Here is a 16,728-nt window from a genome sequence, read left to right as displayed (position 1 = left end):
CACCCACCCGAGGGTGGGCGCTTGTCTCCGGGGGAGATTAGGCAAAATTTGTAGCGTGCAGGGCACCAACCAGAACGCCAGACAGCGTACCGACAAGGGTCAACTCCGTAGTCTCAACAGTGGCGTTGGCCGTAGCGTCGTCGTTAAACAGATAAATACGAGTATCCGTTCCGTTGTCGATCAGGATAACTGTCGCAGCATTACCAGCTGTAGTATCGGAAGCGATGGTAAGAGCGCCACCGATCTTCGACACGACGTTGCTCCAGTCAGCACTTGCTTTATCTGTCGCACTGATACCAATCACCTCAAAAGCCGCGGTATCACCCTTACCGCCAGAGGCAGCGTCGAGCTTAACGTCAAGACCGCCGGAAGTGCTGCCAATCAAAGTGGCGAGGGGACTCACCTTCAAAATGTCCTTACCACTACCGGCTGCGAACGACATAATGGTGTCGTTGCCATTCTGGCTTGCCGGATTGAAGACAACAGTATCTTGTCCGGCACCCAACGTGATCTGGTCGGAATTAATCGTACCGGTGATAATCGAGCCCGCCTTGTTTGCCGTGATATCTGCACCAAACGTGCCGGTGATACCAGACAGGTCGACGTTCTCAAAACCAGATTGGACAGCTGCGTTGGCAGCACCATTGAAGGTAGTCACTTGGTCGCCGGTGGAGCTCAAGTCGACTTGCAGACCACCCAACACTTGGTTGAAGCTAACCTTCAGCGTATCGGTACCACTGCCGGCAGCAATGTTGTCGCCTGCGTGCTTCATGATGAAGGTGTCATCACCAGACGAACCGGTGTAGGTCGCAGCGGTGGTGCCACTACGGCCGGTCTGGATAACAGAACCACCGGTCGACATACCAGAAGCATCGATCGTGTTGACGTTGGCGTTCAGAGCAGAAATCGTCAGGGCCTTATCACCAGTCAGCACGACAGATTCAAACTTGGTCGCATCCGACATGCCAAGGTTTGCCAGGCTGATGGACTCTGCCGACGACACCTTAATGTTGACCGTCTCGATATCGGTGGTCTTCAGAATGGCACCATCATCGATATTACCGGCACCAGCACCCTTCAGTTCGAAGCTCACCACGTCTGCAGCACCAGTTGCATCAGCCAACTTGGCCTCCAGCGTAACTGCGCCGTTATCATTTTGCATATCGATAACTTGGATCAATTGGCTGCCGATCTTGTCGATCGTCATCGTGTCTGCATTGCCAACAGACGCTGCAACAGTCTTGACGCCGCTTGTATTGGAGAGGTCTACGGTGACAGCAGCAGAGCTAGTGGCGCCGTCTGATGCAGTCAGTGCCAGCGTTTCAACACCAACCGTCTTCGGCTTGTAGGTGCCAGCCGTCGCATAGGTCGAGGTGACCGTATCCTTGGCCGAAACACCGCCGGTAATAGTTACGGTGTCGTCCAGCTTGTCGTTTGCAACGGTAACTGCGATGTCACCACCGAAGTTGGTAGCGTCAAATGCGGTCACTGCATCAGCCAACCCCTGAGCTTGAGTAAACACGGACAAGCTATTACCGCCTGCAAGAGTAATGTTGGTAGACGCCGCGTTAAATGCTTGATTCAACGTGATGCTATCGCCTGCATTCACCGAGATGTTCAGGTTCTTGGTAGCGATATGATCGGCACGTACGAAGCCTGCCTGCACCGTGATATTCGTGGTGTCTGTACCACCGTTACCGGCAATAGTGTGATCGACGTTACCTGTAGAAGCGATATTGAAGGTGTCACCTTGAGCCGAGCCGGTGACATTGGCAGCCGCATTACCCGACAGGTTAAAGGTCACTGCAGCCGTTGCGTTAGCGGCGGAAGCAGCTTGCGTGCCCTTTACACCAGACATATCAACAGTGGTCACTGTTTTGTACAGCGTGCCCAGGTTCACGTTGACATTGGTTGCAGAAGTGGCCGCCTGGGAAACGGAAACCTTCGTGCCTTCAAAGCCAGTCAGCGTGAAGGCAGCGTTGTTCGCAGTGGCGGCCGTATCGTTGACGATCAGAGCCAGGTTTTCCACCGATCCGCCCTTGGCCTCAACGACGGTAGTCTGGTCACCATCAAGCTTTTGCTCCACGGTGAGTGTGTCGTTGCTACCAGTTGCGTTGGCAGCCGTTACCTTCAACGTCGAACCCGCGGTATCAACGAGCTTTGTGGCAAGATCCAAACCGGTAATAGTCTGCGTATTGCCAGCGACGGACACCGAGGTTGCGCCGGTGACGCTGCTCAGATCCAGCGTGTTGTTACCAGTGGTGTTCAGGGTAATCGTCTCAACACCGGAAATGTTCAGCTTGCCAGTGGTAGCAGTCAGGCCAGTAACCGTAGCGGTAACTTCGTCTTTGGTGCTAGCCCCGCCAACGACCGTATCGTTGTTGTCGAGGGTGCTACCAAAGTTGAACTGCGTGTCCTTCTGAGCTGCCGTCGCTTTGACTTTGTCATTGGTGCCGAAGGTCGCCACTAACTTGCCAGCAAGCCCGGAAGCATCCAGCTCAGTCATCTTGCCGCCCGTGATCGAACCAATGGTCAGATCTGCGTCGCCAGTGATGGTCAACTTACCCGCAGACGAAGCAGTCAGCGTCTGGATTTCGTTGGCTGTTACGGTAGTCGACTTCTTGTTAGCAAGAGTCACTGCTTCGAAATTGCCGACATCAAGAACGTCCATGCCCAGCTTGTTGGCCGTGGTGCCGATTGCATTTGCAGTAACAGAAATGCTGTCATTTGCCGTGTCGGTTGCATTCGTGATCGTGAGCTTCACGCCGTCAGCATCGCCAGCATTCGACGCATCAGCAGTACCGTGCTTAATCACGACCGCCTGACCATTCAATTTGGTAATCGTGCTCGCGTCAACGGTGGCGTTATCGCTGCTGTCATTCAGGTCAACCTGAATCGTCGTTACACCTGCGGACAGTTTGGAAGCGTCGACAGACACAGTTGATGCCGCATTAAATGCGACGGTTTGAATGTTCTTGACGTTCGTGAACTGGTCTGTCAGCGCAGCAGCATTCATGGTCAGCGTGTTGGCACCAGCGCCACCATCAATTACGTCATCCTTGGTCAGGGTACCAGCCATCTTGATGGTGTCATCGCCAGAGCCGCCGGTTACCTTGACAGTGGAGGTCGTACCAGACACATCAACGGTCAGCTTGCCGGTAAAGGCAGATGCATCAACAGTACCGTCGATTGCGGTGCCATTGGCGGTAGCAGCCCAGCTCAGCGCGTTGGTGATGGTCAAATCCTGGTCGCCGGTAACGGTCAGTTTTGCCAGCTTGTCAGAGACAACAGCATCCAGGGTGGATTTCACCAACTCGGTCTTAACGGCAATAGTTTCAGCACCATTGGCGGTGAAGGTACCACCGGTCACAGCAGAAACAGTCAGATTTTGGGTGTCGGCGGTACCAGCAACAACGTCAGCGTTGTATGTGAGAGTCAAGTCACCAGAGCCATTGCGCATTTCGCCAGCAACAAGATTCTTGATGTTTGCAAAGGTAGTGTCGCCAGTAGCCGAAGACGAGGACAGGCCCATGGTCGTCACACCTGTCATCAATGCAGCATCAACAGTGGTCGCAGCAGCGTTGGTGTCAAAGTTGGACAGAAGAATTTTTTCGATACCGTTGGTAGACACCGCAGACAACGTGTAAGCACCACCAGCGTCACCGGCAACAGAAATATTCAGCGTGTCGGTACCTGCGCCACCTGTCAGGTTGTCACCAGGCTGAACCGTTGTACCAGCTGCACCCGCGGCTTGCAGCACGCCGTTGAAGTTATCGTTGCCAGCAGCGCCAGTGAACGCTGCACCGGCATCCGTACCAGTAGTGAGCGACCTTGTTTACGACCTGGGTAAGTCGTTGAAAGTAAACGAAATTGACGCTACTAATAGACGCGTCACTTCGGTTTACTACACGCCGTTTACAAGCACCCGCGTCATGCGAACCATTTGCGGCACCGCGTGCGGAAAAATCTACCCTGGAATCAATGCCTTGCGCACCTGCATCGTTCCTGCATCACCTACAGCCTGATCCACTCACTTGCCGCGCTTGCGGTCCGCCCGCCGCATTTGATCGTCCTGCAACCGGCCCTTGGCTTCCTGTAGCGCCGCTGCCGTGACGGCAAATCTCAGCCCTGATGTGCCCAGCAGATCGACTTCCACCCCGGCTGTTGCCAATAGCCCCAGCGCCTTCATCAGCACCGGCGCGCTGGCCACGCTGTCGGCCGTCTCGATCCGCGCAACGGTGGACTTGGCCACCCCCAATTTTTCGGCAAACTCCTGCTGGTTCCAGCCCAAGGCCGTGCGGGCGGCGCGCAATGCGACCGCCACCTTGACGTTTTCGAGCGAAATCTCGCCTTGATTTTCCAAAGTCATACGCTACTATTAGTGTTGTATACTATGCTGTATTCCCGCATAAAGGACTAACATTGTGGCTAAGATAACCCTCACACCGCAGCTGGTCAAGAACGCAATCTGTCCGGCAGGCAAACCTAAGCTGGACTTGTTCGACACCGAGACGCGCGGCCTGCTGCTGTCGGTGAGCCCCACCGGGCGCAAGACCTATTACCTGCGCTTCCAGAATGAGCGCGGACGTACGCGCCAGCTGCGGATAGCTGACGGCCATGATGTGTCGCTGGCTCAAGCGCGCACGTTGGCGGAAAAGTATCGCAACCAGATCGCCATGGGCGAAGATCCGGCCGAGACAAAGGCGGCGCTACGGCAGGTGCCGACCGTCTCCGAGTTCATTCATGACCAGTACCTGCCCTTCGTCAAAAACTACAAGCGTTCTTGGCAATGCGACGAGGGGCTGCTGCGCAACCATGTGGAGCCGGTCTGGGGCAAGCGCTACATGGATCAGATCGCCAAGCATGACGTAATTGCGTTGATCACGAAGCAGCGCCAAACCCACGCGCCCGGCTCCTGCAACCGTTTATTGATCCTGCTGCGCTACCTGTTCAACCTGGCGCTGCGTTGGGACGTTCCGGGCGTGAAGGCCAATCCGACTGCGGGATTTCCACTGCTCGAAGAAAACAACAAGCGGGAACGCTACCTGTCACGGGAAGAGGCAGCCACCTTATACGACCAGCTCAACCGCTCCGACAATCCGATGCTGCGCTACATCATTCCGATGCTGTTATTGACCGGCGCGCGGCGGCGGGAGGTGCTCGATGCACGGTGGGAGGATTTTGATGTCCAGCGTCGCTTGTGGCGCATCCCGATGACGAAGGCAGGCAAGGCACGCCATGTACCGCTGTCCGACGGCGCGCTACGCTTGCTGGAGCAGGTGCCGCGCCTGCCCGGCTGCCCGTGGGTGTTCGCCAACCCGAAGACGCACAAGCCGTTCGTGTCCATCTTCTACGCGTGGAACACGGCGCGCACGAATGCGGGCTTGGCGGACGTGCGGATTCACGACCTGCGGCACTCGTTCGCCAGCTTTCTGATCAATGCCGGCCGTTCGCTTTATGAAGTGCAGAAGATCCTTGGCCACACGCAGGTCAAGACCACGCAGCGCTACTCGCACCTGGCGCATGAGACGCTGGTCGAGGCTGCCAACGCCGCCGTCAACTCGTTGGGTGCCGTATTCGCTCCGCCTGCGTTGTTGGAGACGAATGCCTGAGCATCCGAGACGGCACATTTTCAATTTCGAATTCGCGACCGTACCCCGCCCCTTTTCAGGTTGATTCCATCATCCTAGGGATGCCGTCGACCTACTCTCCTGCATCTTTTCCTTGCCCTGGCGGTGCGGCTGGCACGACCCCACCCCACCCGGGGGAGGCACTATTGAGGTAGGAGTCCCGTTTTCCTTGATTACTATTCGAGCCGAACGGGCACCAAATTTTTCAAATTCGCATTCCTGAAATGCCGTGATGTGTACTTAGTGCACCGCAAAAATTTTTTGCAAAAAAATTTCGAAGTATCGGTCTAAGTGCATAGAAGGCGGCGTTCGATTGCTCTGCATGGAGCAGGCTGCATAGTATGCGCTTTGTCTCTTCCAGCCAAAGGAAAGCATCGCTCGCCCGATTCCAGATCTGAAAACAAGAATGCCGTCCAGCTCTTCCAACTGAACGGCATTAGGGGTCATGCTAGGCTTTCTTAAGACGTTAAATTTTTGGTGGGATACGCATGTGCTTGGGCTCAATCCAAGCATGTGTCCAACCGTTAAAGGCCAGATGTTCCTCTGCTGTTGGCAATTTACATTTATGTACGCACTGCCAAGACCCATAGCGATATTTGCCGTTGCTTCTTGGCTTTATGCTCGCGTCATGTTCGCTACCACAAACCGTGCAAATCATGTGGCCGGAATATGCATCTAACAACTTCATTACGCGTTTCGTCATTTGACACCTCCATCAAGTTAAAAAGAGAAGTGCCTTGACTTGCCTTGTCTTGAATTACTACCCGGTGTAATCCGCCGGGATACATCGCCCGCTACTGCGTTAAATGCCCCCGTCGGACATACCAATAAAGATTAGGTTCCGCAAAAAGTAGCTGTCGATCGACAGTTGAGCAGGGCGGCAGAAACGTCAACGCGCCTACCGCATGCATGCCACCTCCTCTGCATGGAGCAGGGCAAGCAGCCAGCGCTCTGTCTGCAGTCTTCCCAAGGCAAGCAGCGCCTGCCTGATCCCTGTAGCATCGCGCACGAGCTGCATGAATGTCGCAGTAAGGCCGGGTTCACGCAGGATGCTGTGTTCGGCGTCGGCCGCGCTCGATCCAGGTTTCACTATCTGCAACAGCAGGCGCATGGTCGCCTCAGTCGGCAGCATGGGCCTCCGGCCGGTAAGTACGTCAGGCATACCAAAATAATAACCCTGAAAATAATCAAAGCCGAGATCGATGCAACGCAGGTACTGATCCCGCGTTTCCACTTTTTCCGCGAGAAGCTTTTTACCTGCAGCCTTGAAACGCCTGCACAGCCGTGGCAGGCCGCTTTGCGGTGTGGCGAGAATATCGAGCTTGACGATGTCGACCAGTTCCGCCAGCTTCGCTACATCATCGGAGTAGGCCATCACGTCATCAAGGGCAATCACATATCCCGCGCGGCGCAGTTCCGTTATACGCGCCGTGACATCGGCGGTCGCACGCACTGTTTCAAGAATTTCCAACACGACCCTGTCTCGGGGTAGAAACTGGACGAAGTCACACATCAGCGCGGTGGCATCGAGATTCACGAAAGCCCGGCATGTGCCGATCACGTTTTCGATACCGAGCAGGGACGCATGGGCGATGACGCACGCGGTGGCATGCAAGTCGTCGCGCACAGCGGCCCGGCCGGTGCCCGCGCGGCGGTAGAGCAGTTCGTACGCGGCAAGGCTTTTGTCAGGATGAAGAATAGCCTGACGTGCCAGAAAGTAGTCCGTCATCGGCGCGGGGGAGTGGTAGGCAGAAGCAGACATGATGGAGCAGCGATTCGTGGAATTGATGTGTACACGCTACTCGTCCCGGTTTACGCAGCCTTTGCGTAATCTCAAACATAAATTTTTGTACGAAATATAGTTATTCAAATATCGGACTGGCTAAAGAAGCCCAAGTTTCTTTAGCGCCGCCTTGATCTGCCTGAGTTGTTCCGAGGTTTTTTTGCTGTCGGCTCTTGCCTCCCTCGTTTCCTGTCCATGCTTGAACGCGCCATGTTCAGCACCTCGTACTATCTTTTTGTGAACGCCGTGCAAGCGGCAAACGGGCCAACCCCGGACTGCCAAATTCATGCACCGTTGGTTCGTGCTCTTTGCGATCGCGCGGCACTGAACGGCATGTTTCAAGCTTGGTATCGGCATCATTCCACCTTCTCATCTCAATTGCCCAACCAAAGGGCGAACAAAGTTCGATTTTTTCGCTGACCTCATACAAATCCGACGGCACTGCATAACATTTCGGGGCTTCGAATATTTATGTGATTTGTCGGATATGTGTCTGCTGGCCTGAAAACTTTCCGAATGCCGGTCACAACGGTCACGACGGTCACAAAAAATTTGCTGACAATGCAGACGCGTGACCATTGTGACCGTCGTGACCGTCACACTAGGACTTTTCATGCCGGAGGACATATATCGCTTTTGATCTGCCAGCGGTGGCCGTCACGGTGGTGTCCAAGGTATTGCACGTCGTATCCGAGAATGCGTAGGGATGGAACGACGCGCCGTAAACCATCGCCAAACCCCCGCAATGACGTTGGCCACTGTTCGCCAATACTCCTGAACGGTGTAAGCGCATCGTAAAGCGATTTCAGCGGACCGGAAAATCCGGCAGGGTTACGTTCGAGCCATGCGATCACTGCCGCCGCGATCGGGCTGGACTCGATAGTATGCGCAACACCTTGCTGGCGCTTTGCGTGGTATTTTTTCAAGAACTCGCCGTTCGGTCGGCCCAATGCGCGGAATACCGCTTCACCAAGTCGGGCAAAATCGGCCATGCGGGGTAGATTGCCGTGTGCGATTTGCACCGATGGGAGGACCGCGAGCGAAGCGGAAAACAGGCTCAGCAGCGCGCCAAATATTCGCGATTTGGTCTGCTGGAATTCGGCGTCGATATCCGCTTCGGCGCGTCGAAACACAAGCGGGGGAAGGTCGATCAGCAGAGTGCGATCCATCAAATCCTGCCGGGTCGCAACGACGGAGATTCCATTCAACATGACCGGCCGCTTCAGATCGAATACGGTTTCCTCGCTGTTCGTGTACAAGGTGCGTCCTCCATAGCCAGCGCCGGTCGCCAATGCGCACAACGCGTCCTGAAAATCAGGTGAAAGATACGACAAGTTTTCCAGACTTGTGACGTGCGAAGCTTTTGCGGTGATGAACAGGTCCTCGATAGTTTTTGGTTTGGCCCGCAAGTTCGCGCGATTCGGGTCAATTAATTCACGAATAACAGACTGCGTGCTCGATTTCGCAGCACCCTGTTCCGCAAACAGTTCAAGAACAGGGTACGGTGTGTCCGGACGAAAGGCTTCGATCATCCATGCCAATAGCAGCTCACGGTCCTCAACGCCGATGTTGGCAAGCTTCCACAAATCGCCCAGGCTGCCGCCGGTTGTCGGTGTCGGTAACGCGCGCATTGTGCTCGTACGCGTGAACATGACCGGCGGCGCATCGACGACTTGCCACCCTGAGCGGGTGATCCGGGCCGCCTGCCACTGTTCATTGCAAAGATCGATGAAATAATCGTCGTCATGCTTTGCGACGCGTACGGCGAATAAACGCTCCTCCCCATCGAATTTCGCTTGACCGCTCAAGGTTGAAATCGCGGCCGTCATTGAAACATCCGTCGGAGCGGTCTTGTGCTCGCGGAAGAACTGGTAAGACAGCCATTCACGGAAGCCCTTGCTTTCCAGTTTCCAGCACTCACGATGCCCATCCCGTAAGAACGTCGCGTAGGACTCATCGTCTGCGTCATGCAGGAATGTGCACTCATTACATGCGAGCTTCACTAGCAGGTCAGCGATAGTGCGCTCCGTGTTCTTGGCGTCGCCGCGTATAGCCTCATCGAGCGCAGCAATCGAAAGCTTACGATTTGCCGCCTTTAGGGATGCGCGTACTCGCTGAAACTCGGCGGGATCATGTTTCTTGATCGCCTGCAGTGCTACGACGGCGTCTGGTTCAAGTACCGCCCCTACGTCACCATCCTTGGTCAGCTTCTCGACGGCACGGGCAACGTCCAAGGCCGCCTCTAATGACATCTCAAACCTTGGTAAAGGTCTGTCATCTTCGCAAAGCTGGATTGGGCTGGTGATAACGTTTTTGTGTGGGCAATTTTTACACAACTCTGGCCACGAATTCTCAAAGGTCTGGCACTTGTACGGACCCTTGATCAGCGCGGCTTTCTTCGTCGTCTCGTCGTGGTCGTAGTTCGGGTAGCGATTCGAGATTTCATGGATGGCCCACTCTCCATCGTCACAGAAGTGCGCGATTGACAGTCCTGCCCGCCAACGACTTTCGGCCTGCTTGCACTGCTTGTTGTAGATGTCCGCGATCTGCGCGCACGCCTTGCTGTCTCCGGCATTCATGCGTTTTACCATGACAGCGAACGATTTGGGCTTGCCAGTGATAAGGCCGATCGTATCCTTGTCCAGCTTCCTGCCGCGCAGGTGGGCTGGCAGCGCGCCGAGCATCAAGTCCTGCTTGGCCTCGCGCACCGGCATGTCAGGCGTGGCTGCATACAGCGCATCGATCTTGTCCAGCATCGTGTCCGTGTCCACCGTCGTGACGGGCGACTTCAGCTTCACGCGCCGGGCTACAGCCTGCTTGCTGTTCAATGTGCCCGGCACACGCAGCACGCGCACCACGTCGCCTGTCACCGTGCGGTCGTGCTTCAGTCCGCGTGCTATGAGCAGGGCTTTGAGTTTTTCGGAGTAGAGTTTTCCGTCTCCGGCGTCGAGCGATTCAGAAAGTATCCAGTAGCCGTGTACGCCATAACCACTGTCGACAAGTACAGGCACAGGTAAATTATCGCCATCGCAAAAATTGACCAGAGTCTCGACCGCTTCGCGCTTGCTGCCGTATTTCGCTTCATTTCCTTCCTCCACGTCCAGATCAATCTTGAAACACTTCACAGCGTGCACGTTGGCCGCGTCCGCTGCCTTGTTGCTCATGAAGGTGCACGTAGCAAAATAGGCGTCGTATCCAGCGTTCGACAACCGTTCTGCTTCCGCGCACGCTCCCTGATAATCACCCGGCGCAAAGAATTTCTGACGGGCCTGCCTGTCCTTGGCTGCACCAACACCAAAGCCGCGGACTGCAATGTATCCGGTGCAGTCGAGGGTGGCAGACAGTAGGCTAAATGCCTCGCTGAGGACATCAAGATTGGTTTGCTCTACAATAGCGTTCATGTAATAGACCTTTCAGCCCCGCCTTGGAGCGGGGCTTTTCTTTGTGTTTTCGATTGGGATAACTACGCGCTGATGCCTTACTTCAGCCTGTCTCTAACGCGGATAAGTTGTTCGCGGTATCTCGGTAGGGTGAGCAGCACCATGTGTGTGTCTTGGTGATAGATCGAGTGCGCCTGATCGACAACGATCCAGCACACTCCCGCCATGCCGAGGTCGTGGAGATCAGGAGGGTAGTAATCTTCAGTCATCAAGATCGGGGCGTCGCCGTAGGTAAGCCAACATGAGCTGTGAGAGAGTGAAGCGCTGCGATCTATCGTTTCTACAATCTTCCGATGACCGGCCATATGTTTATACGGCAGCAGACACGTTCTATGGATGAATGCTTCGAGCCGCATCCGCCTAGCTGCGAGAGCGGTGGGGTTATTGCTGTCTGGCGCGAGGAGATAGGGGTATTCCTTAAGGTCGAGGTCTTTCATCACTTGCCCTCCTGAGATGCAGCGGCGCGCGTTTCGAGCCAATCGTAAATTTCGTCTTCCCAAAATGCCGATGCCCGACCGCCTTGAACTAATTTGAACGGTCGTGGGAATCGATTCGCTGCGATCAGCGCATAAATCTGTGTCGCACCGAAGGGGACAATTTCGCGCACTCGCTTAAACCGAATGGCCCGGCGCTGGGCACGATTGATGGGGGTGCCGCTGCCTGCGGCACAAAGTTTCTTGTCCATGACAATGTCCTTGCAGTTGGCCCCGCATGCGGCAGCCCGACGGCAGCGCATGCACGGCACTAGATTGAGGTTTGATTTTTGTTACTGGCGTGCAGCGCTGCGATCAGCCCGCACGATGTGATTGCTACTGGCATGCAGCACGATGGATCGCCTGCACGATGTTGGAGTGTTACGCATGCAGCACGGCGGTCCCGTCTGCACGATGTGTTGCTTCGGTGAACTTCAGATTACTACGCTAAGGTCCGGAGAGCAAGCGACAAGTTGGGTCTGCTCCCCTCTTCACCGCACGGCTTGTTAAGAAAAAAACCCCTGCAACCAGGGTCACAGGGGTTCCAAAGGCTTTCACCGCAAGCACCTACCCGAGGGCGGGTGCTTGTCTCTGAGAGAGATTAGGCGATTTCCAGCGTGCCAGCAGTTGCGTTGAACGACGCGGTGCTGAGGTCAACGGTACCAACGATCTTGACGATAAAGTCTTGATTATTGAGGAACGTATCGTGGTTGCCCGTACCGCCAAACTTCTCTTGAACGATGTAGGTGTTGCCGCCGTACTGGAACCAAGCCAGATCGTTGTCGGAAGTGATTGTAGCGATTGCTGCGTTAGCAAAGTCTTGGAACACGGCGGTGGAATCCAACGTCACCGCTGCCGACTTGAACGCATCAGCATTTGCGAACTTGATCACGTCGCCGGAACCCAGATCCATGATCGTCGATGCCGAGTTGACGTTGAGCGAAGCCACGTTGATCTGGAAGATATCGTGACCAGCACCGCCCGTCATCTGAGACATACCCTTGTTCGCCACGAGCGTGTCCATGCCGTCGCCGCCGAAGAGCTGGTCAGCAACCGAGCCGGTTGCCTTGGACGTCAGTACATCATCGCCCGAACCGCCCTTGATGGTCTGGGCAACGGTACCGTTAGTGGTTGCCGTCAGCGCCCCAGTGAGACCAGAAGCATCAACGCTGGTCAGCGCAACTACGTTCGCATCCAGGTTCAAGGTGACATTGCCGTTACCCGTCACCGTCACGGTCGTCAACGCAGCATCCTTCAAGGTCACCGTGCTTGCACTCACCGGATCATTAACGCCATCGGCGTTATTATCCAGCAAGGTATCGGTTACCGTGAGATGGATGGTTTCCACGTTCGTCGTTGTGACCGTTCCGAAGTTCAGATCAGCCGTCGAGACTTTGGTGACGATGTTCAAGGTGTCCGCAGAGCCAGTCGCGTCAGCCATGGTGACGATTACGCCAGTACCAGCACCGGTCAGCTCAAGAGTGCTGTTGTCGGCGACCTTGGTCAGGGTCAGCGTGGTATCCGTCGCAGCAGCATTGGCGCCTGCGGTTGTAGCATAGGTACCGCCAACGTCAGTGAAGTTGCCACCGACGAGTGCCTTGGAAGCGTCGTCCGACGTGAGCGTCAGATCAGCACCAGCATTAGTGAAGGAGGCGGTGACCTTGTTCGCACCCAATGCCACATTACCTGCAGTGACAGCCGCATCAATTGCAGCGTTCACCTCGACATCGGTTGCGGTAGCACCGGCTGTCGTGCCGATCGTCGCGGTATACACAGTACCATTATAAGTAAAGGCAATGGTGTCGCCCTTGGTCAACAGTGCAACTTCTGCTGCATAGACGCTATTGGCAGCCGCACCTGCAGTGTCAGCCGCAGCAACCGTCGCAGCACCACCTACGTGATCGGCGTCCGTATAATTGCCTCCCACCAGTGTGTGATAGGGAGCATTTGCGGTGAAAGTCAAGTCTGCACCACCATTCGTGAACGATGCGGTCACCTTACCAGCGCCAATCTGTGCGTCAACCGCGGCCTGGATCTCAGCTGCGGTAGCGGAGGCTCCAGCAGTCGCACCGATGGTTGCGGTTTTGGCCGTACCATCGTAGGTAAAGGCAATCGTGTCATTCTGGGTCAGTGCCGCTGCTTGGCCCGCCCACTTGGTGGAATAGGCAGTGCCCGCTGTGTCAGCACCGTCCAGTGTCGATCGCGTGCCACCAGCATTGGTGTAATTGCCACCCGTCAGGGTGTCGTGGGCTGGGTCGCCTACTGCAGTCAGCACCAAGTCGTTTCCGCTGAACGATGCGGTCACCTTGCCAGCTCCAACCTGTGCATCAACCGCTGCCTGAACCTCGGCTGCTGTCGCGGTCGCCCCAGCGGTCGCGCCGATAGTTGCGGTTTTTGCTGCGCCGTTGTAGGTAAAGGCAAAAGTGTCACCGTTGGTCAGCAAGGACTTGGTCGTTGCATATGTTGTATTTGCACCTGTACCGCCAGCCGAACCTGAGCTGATAACGTAGTTGATACCGTCCATGTTAGACATATCAACCGTCTTGGTTGTGGTCTCTTGAGTCAGGCTCAGCTTATCGAAACCGGCGATCTTGGTTGCGAACGCCGTCGAACCCGAAAGGGTAGCTGCATCGGCAGCCGTCATTACCAGCGTGTCGGTGCCGCCACCGCCATTCACATCGGATGTCAACGCAGACGTACCGGATGCCAGGGTCAGCGTGTCGTCACCGTCGCCAAGGTCAATGGCCTTAGACACAGTAGTGTTGTTCAGCGTCACCTTATCCACGCCAGCACCGCCGGTATAGGTCGCTGCATTACCATCAATGGTTGCAGTGACAGTGCCGGTTGTACCAGTGGTATTGATCGACTTGGCAGCAACGGAAGCACCGAGGTTCAGGCCAGCAGAGCCGGTAACGGTGACATTTTCCAGTGCCGTCAGAGTGGAGCCGGTCAGATCGACGGCCTTATCGCCAGCAACGGTCAGGTCCTTGGTCGCAGCAGAAGTCAGCGCGAAGGCGGAGTTTGCGCCAGTAGTAGTAACGTTAAGGGTTGCAATCGTCGCACCAGTCTGGTCCAAATCAACAGCGTGCTTGACCTTGTTGACTGTCAGGTCCAATGTGGTAGCGGAGGTTGCAACCGAGGCCGTACCCGCACTGTTAGCCAGCGAAAGTGTCTTGAGGGCATTCAGATCATTACCCGTGGCACCGATATCAGCAGACTTGTAACCGTCAACAGTCACCGTAGTGATAGCGGCAGTGGCAGCATCATCAATGCGAACGTCACTATAAGTAACGACGTTAGTCGATGTGTCCTTGGCAACTGCGACCGTACCGGCAGTCTTCACCTGCGTCGGAATCCGTGCGCCCGCATCATTGGTCGTCGCGGTACCGGTGAAGGTCAGATCGGTCTCGTCATCATCCTTTGCGGTGAACGTAACGGTCTTGCCAGATGCCGCAGCGCTGGTCCATACGGCCGAATTGAAAGCACCGGTGTAAATGCCATTGGCGACAGGACCGGAAGCGCTTTGCGTATCGGCGGCGGTCAGGTTGGAGAATGCTTGTGCAGCCTGCTCAGCGGTCAGATCCTTCGCAGCGGTGAACGTCAAACCGTTAATGGTCAGTGCCTCGCCCGACTTCATGGCACCAAAGGTAACTACGCTGGTTTCCTTGACTACCGGGACGGCTGCCTTGGTGAAGGTGGTCTCGGTCTTGTTCTGATCAACCGTGACTGCCGTCGTCTTGCCATTGCCGGTCACAGTGATCGCACCAATGGTGATGTCGCTGTCGGCATTCTCGTCCTTCGCCGTGCTGACTGCATTCACCGTCACGTTTACCGAGGTGCCGCCGGTAACGCCAATGGTGCCACCGTTCAGAGCGGCGGTGCCGTCGGAATTAAGATTCTGGGTAACCGTAACGGCACCAGTTGCAGCAGTGTTGGCACCGATGGCCGTATTGCCGTTGCTCACAGTCGAGGTGGTCGTTACGTTGACCGTAGATCCACCGTCAATGTCAATGTTGTTAGCGCCATGTTTGGCGGAAGTCAGGCTGATGGCGCCAGTGGAGCCGCTCAGTTTGACAGCGCCGCCTTGGGCTGCCAGGGAGACGGTCTGCGCAGAGCCACCAACCACCTCGAGACCACCGGTCACACCGCTTACATTAACGGCTGTGCTTGTGCCGGCCTTGAAGTCTGCTTCCGAAGCGGAAGTGATGGTCAGATTATTTACAGTACCGAATACGGTCGACAGATCAACGTTGCCAGTGCCGTTAGCGGTAAAAGTACCGAGTTTCGCTGCAGCTGCAATTGTCACGTTCTCAACATTGGTAACCGTTGCGCTACCAGGAACGGCGAAATCCGTGATCGCATTGATTTTCAGGGTGTCAGTGCCCGCGCCACCGTCAATTACATCGAGAGCCGTCCAAGTGGTCGAAGGAGGAATTGCACCGCCGGGACCAGCATCGATGACAGCGTTAAAGGTGTCGTTACCAGCGGTACCAGTGAGCGTATCCACACCAGTAGTGAGCGTAAAAGTCGTGCCAGGAACGACAATGTTTCCGATCTGGGAGATCGTGGAATCCACATCGAAAGTGGTCGTGTTGGTGGTATTAGTCACCGACGTCAGCATTGCACGTGCAGATGCTGCAGCTGCGTCGCCAGCATACGAAACGACTTCAGCAGACGTGTTGAGGTTGGTCGTAAAGTTGGCAGCGACGGCAATCTTGTTGGCGACGACTTGTCCGTCGATCACACCTTGTGCGGAAGTGTCGTTCAGCGCGCCAGACATGATGGACAGCGCAGCCTTGGCGCGGGTGATAACGCCGCGATCAATGGCGGACGACCAGAAGATCAGGCCGTCAAAGTCAGCAGCGCGGTTCAGAATGTTGGAATAAATCGCGTTGACGAAGGCAGCGGTGGAAGCACCAGCGTACAGCGTGTTGGATTCCGTGCTGGAACCGAACTGGTCGATCAGGGTCTTGATCGTCGTGTTGCTGGCGTAGGCAGCGTCGATGTCCTTCAGCGTCTTCGGGGCGCCAGCAGCGTCGAGTTGCGAGGCGAAGTTCGCCAGGCCAACCGGATCCGCCGGACGACCGAAGTAGGAGACATAAATCTGCTGCACTACTTGATAGTATTCAGTTGCTGCCATGGTATTGGGTCCTTAAGGTAGTTGATTTAACCAGGGTTAGTCTGCGTCTCCGACGACTCACAGCGCTGTGGCCGCCAGAGTCCTTTTTGCAGAACTGGGAGTATATTGCCACACGGCCATTTCAATGTTGTGACGGCTGTCACATGGAAATTAATTTTGTTGTTTTCTTGCAGGCCGTGGGAGCCAAGGCCTTGCTTCGCGCGAATGCGCTTCGGCGAAGGTAACAGACCTTGAACAGTAAACGACAGGAAGGCTGCAAATG

The 16,728-nt window shown here is 55.6% G+C and carries 9 protein-coding genes; 1 reads left to right on the top strand and 8 read right to left on the bottom strand.

Annotated features, from left to right (window positions below; all coding sequences use genetic code 11):
- Positions 1-37: 37 nt before the first annotated feature.
- Positions 38-3,760, bottom strand: a complete 3,723-nt coding sequence (locus tag VJ698_RS02480) for a hypothetical protein (RefSeq protein WP_324101076.1) — start codon at positions 3,758-3,760, stop codon at positions 38-40.
- Positions 3,761-4,030: 270 nt separating this feature from the next.
- Positions 4,031-4,369: a helix-turn-helix transcriptional regulator gene (locus tag VJ698_RS02475; protein WP_324101075.1), complete on the bottom strand. Its 339-nt coding sequence runs from the start codon at positions 4,367-4,369 to the stop codon at positions 4,031-4,033.
- A gap of 55 nt (positions 4,370-4,424) precedes the next feature.
- On the opposite strand from VJ698_RS02475, the gene VJ698_RS02470 reads away from it, so the two are divergent.
- Positions 4,425-5,612: a site-specific integrase gene (locus VJ698_RS02470; RefSeq protein ID WP_324101074.1), complete on the top strand. Its 1,188-nt coding sequence runs from the start codon at positions 4,425-4,427 to the stop codon at positions 5,610-5,612.
- 258 nt (positions 5,613-5,870) lie between these two features.
- Here the strand turns inward: VJ698_RS02470 and VJ698_RS02465 are convergent, their stop codons facing one another.
- The 6 genes from VJ698_RS02465 to VJ698_RS02440 form a co-directional block, all read right to left on the bottom strand.
- Positions 5,871-6,077 (bottom strand): hypothetical protein, encoded by a 207-nt coding sequence (locus VJ698_RS02465; RefSeq protein ID WP_324101073.1) that lies wholly within the window; start codon positions 6,075-6,077, stop codon positions 5,871-5,873.
- Between the two features lie 451 nt (positions 6,078-6,528).
- Positions 6,529-7,392 (bottom strand): EAL and HDOD domain-containing protein, encoded by an 864-nt coding sequence (locus VJ698_RS02460; protein ID WP_324101072.1) that lies wholly within the window; start codon positions 7,390-7,392, stop codon positions 6,529-6,531.
- 632 nt (positions 7,393-8,024) lie between these two features.
- Positions 8,025-10,814 carry a hypothetical protein gene (locus VJ698_RS02455; RefSeq protein ID WP_324101071.1) on the bottom strand — a complete coding sequence of 930 codons (2,790 nt, stop codon included), beginning with the start codon at positions 10,812-10,814 and terminating at the stop codon, positions 8,025-8,027.
- Between the two features lie 77 nt (positions 10,815-10,891).
- On the bottom strand, positions 10,892-11,290 hold the full coding sequence (locus VJ698_RS02450) for a hypothetical protein (RefSeq protein WP_324101070.1): 399 nt from the start codon (positions 11,288-11,290) through the stop codon (positions 10,892-10,894).
- On the bottom strand, positions 11,290-11,538 hold the full coding sequence (locus VJ698_RS02445) for a helix-turn-helix transcriptional regulator (protein ID WP_324101069.1): 249 nt from the start codon (positions 11,536-11,538) through the stop codon (positions 11,290-11,292). Before VJ698_RS02445 ends, VJ698_RS02450 begins: the two co-directional genes overlap by 1 nt.
- Before the next feature lie 389 nt (positions 11,539-11,927).
- On the bottom strand, positions 11,928-16,466 hold the full coding sequence (locus VJ698_RS02440; RefSeq protein WP_324101068.1) for a beta strand repeat-containing protein: 4,539 nt from the start codon (positions 16,464-16,466) through the stop codon (positions 11,928-11,930).
- Positions 16,467-16,728 lie beyond the last annotated feature (262 nt).

Source organism: Noviherbaspirillum sp., assembly GCF_035254685.1.
Lineage (GTDB): Bacteria > Pseudomonadota > Gammaproteobacteria > Burkholderiales > Burkholderiaceae_D > Noviherbaspirillum.
This window is presented reverse-complemented; position numbering and strand designations above follow the sequence as displayed.

Bases quoted from the DNA above. Each gene is read 5' to 3' on its own strand.
- VJ698_RS02460 (WP_324101072.1), bottom strand. From the start codon at position 7,392: ATGTCTGCTTCTGCCTACCACTCCCCCGCGCCGATGACGGACTACTTT.
- VJ698_RS02445 (WP_324101069.1), bottom strand. From the start codon at position 11,538: ATGGACAAGAAACTTTGTGCCGCAGGCAGCGGCACCCCCATCAATCGT.
- VJ698_RS02440 (WP_324101068.1), bottom strand. From the start codon at position 16,466: ATGGCAGCAACTGAATACTATCAAGTAGTGCAGCAGATTTATGTCTCC.
- VJ698_RS02475 (WP_324101075.1), bottom strand. From the start codon at position 4,369: ATGACTTTGGAAAATCAAGGCGAGATTTCGCTCGAAAACGTCAAGGTG.
- VJ698_RS02465 (WP_324101073.1), bottom strand. From the start codon at position 6,077: ATGACCCCTAATGCCGTTCAGTTGGAAGAGCTGGACGGCATTCTTGTT.
- VJ698_RS02450 (WP_324101070.1), bottom strand. From the start codon at position 11,290: ATGAAAGACCTCGACCTTAAGGAATACCCCTATCTCCTCGCGCCAGAC.
- VJ698_RS02455 (WP_324101071.1), bottom strand. From the start codon at position 10,814: ATGAACGCTATTGTAGAGCAAACCAATCTTGATGTCCTCAGCGAGGCA.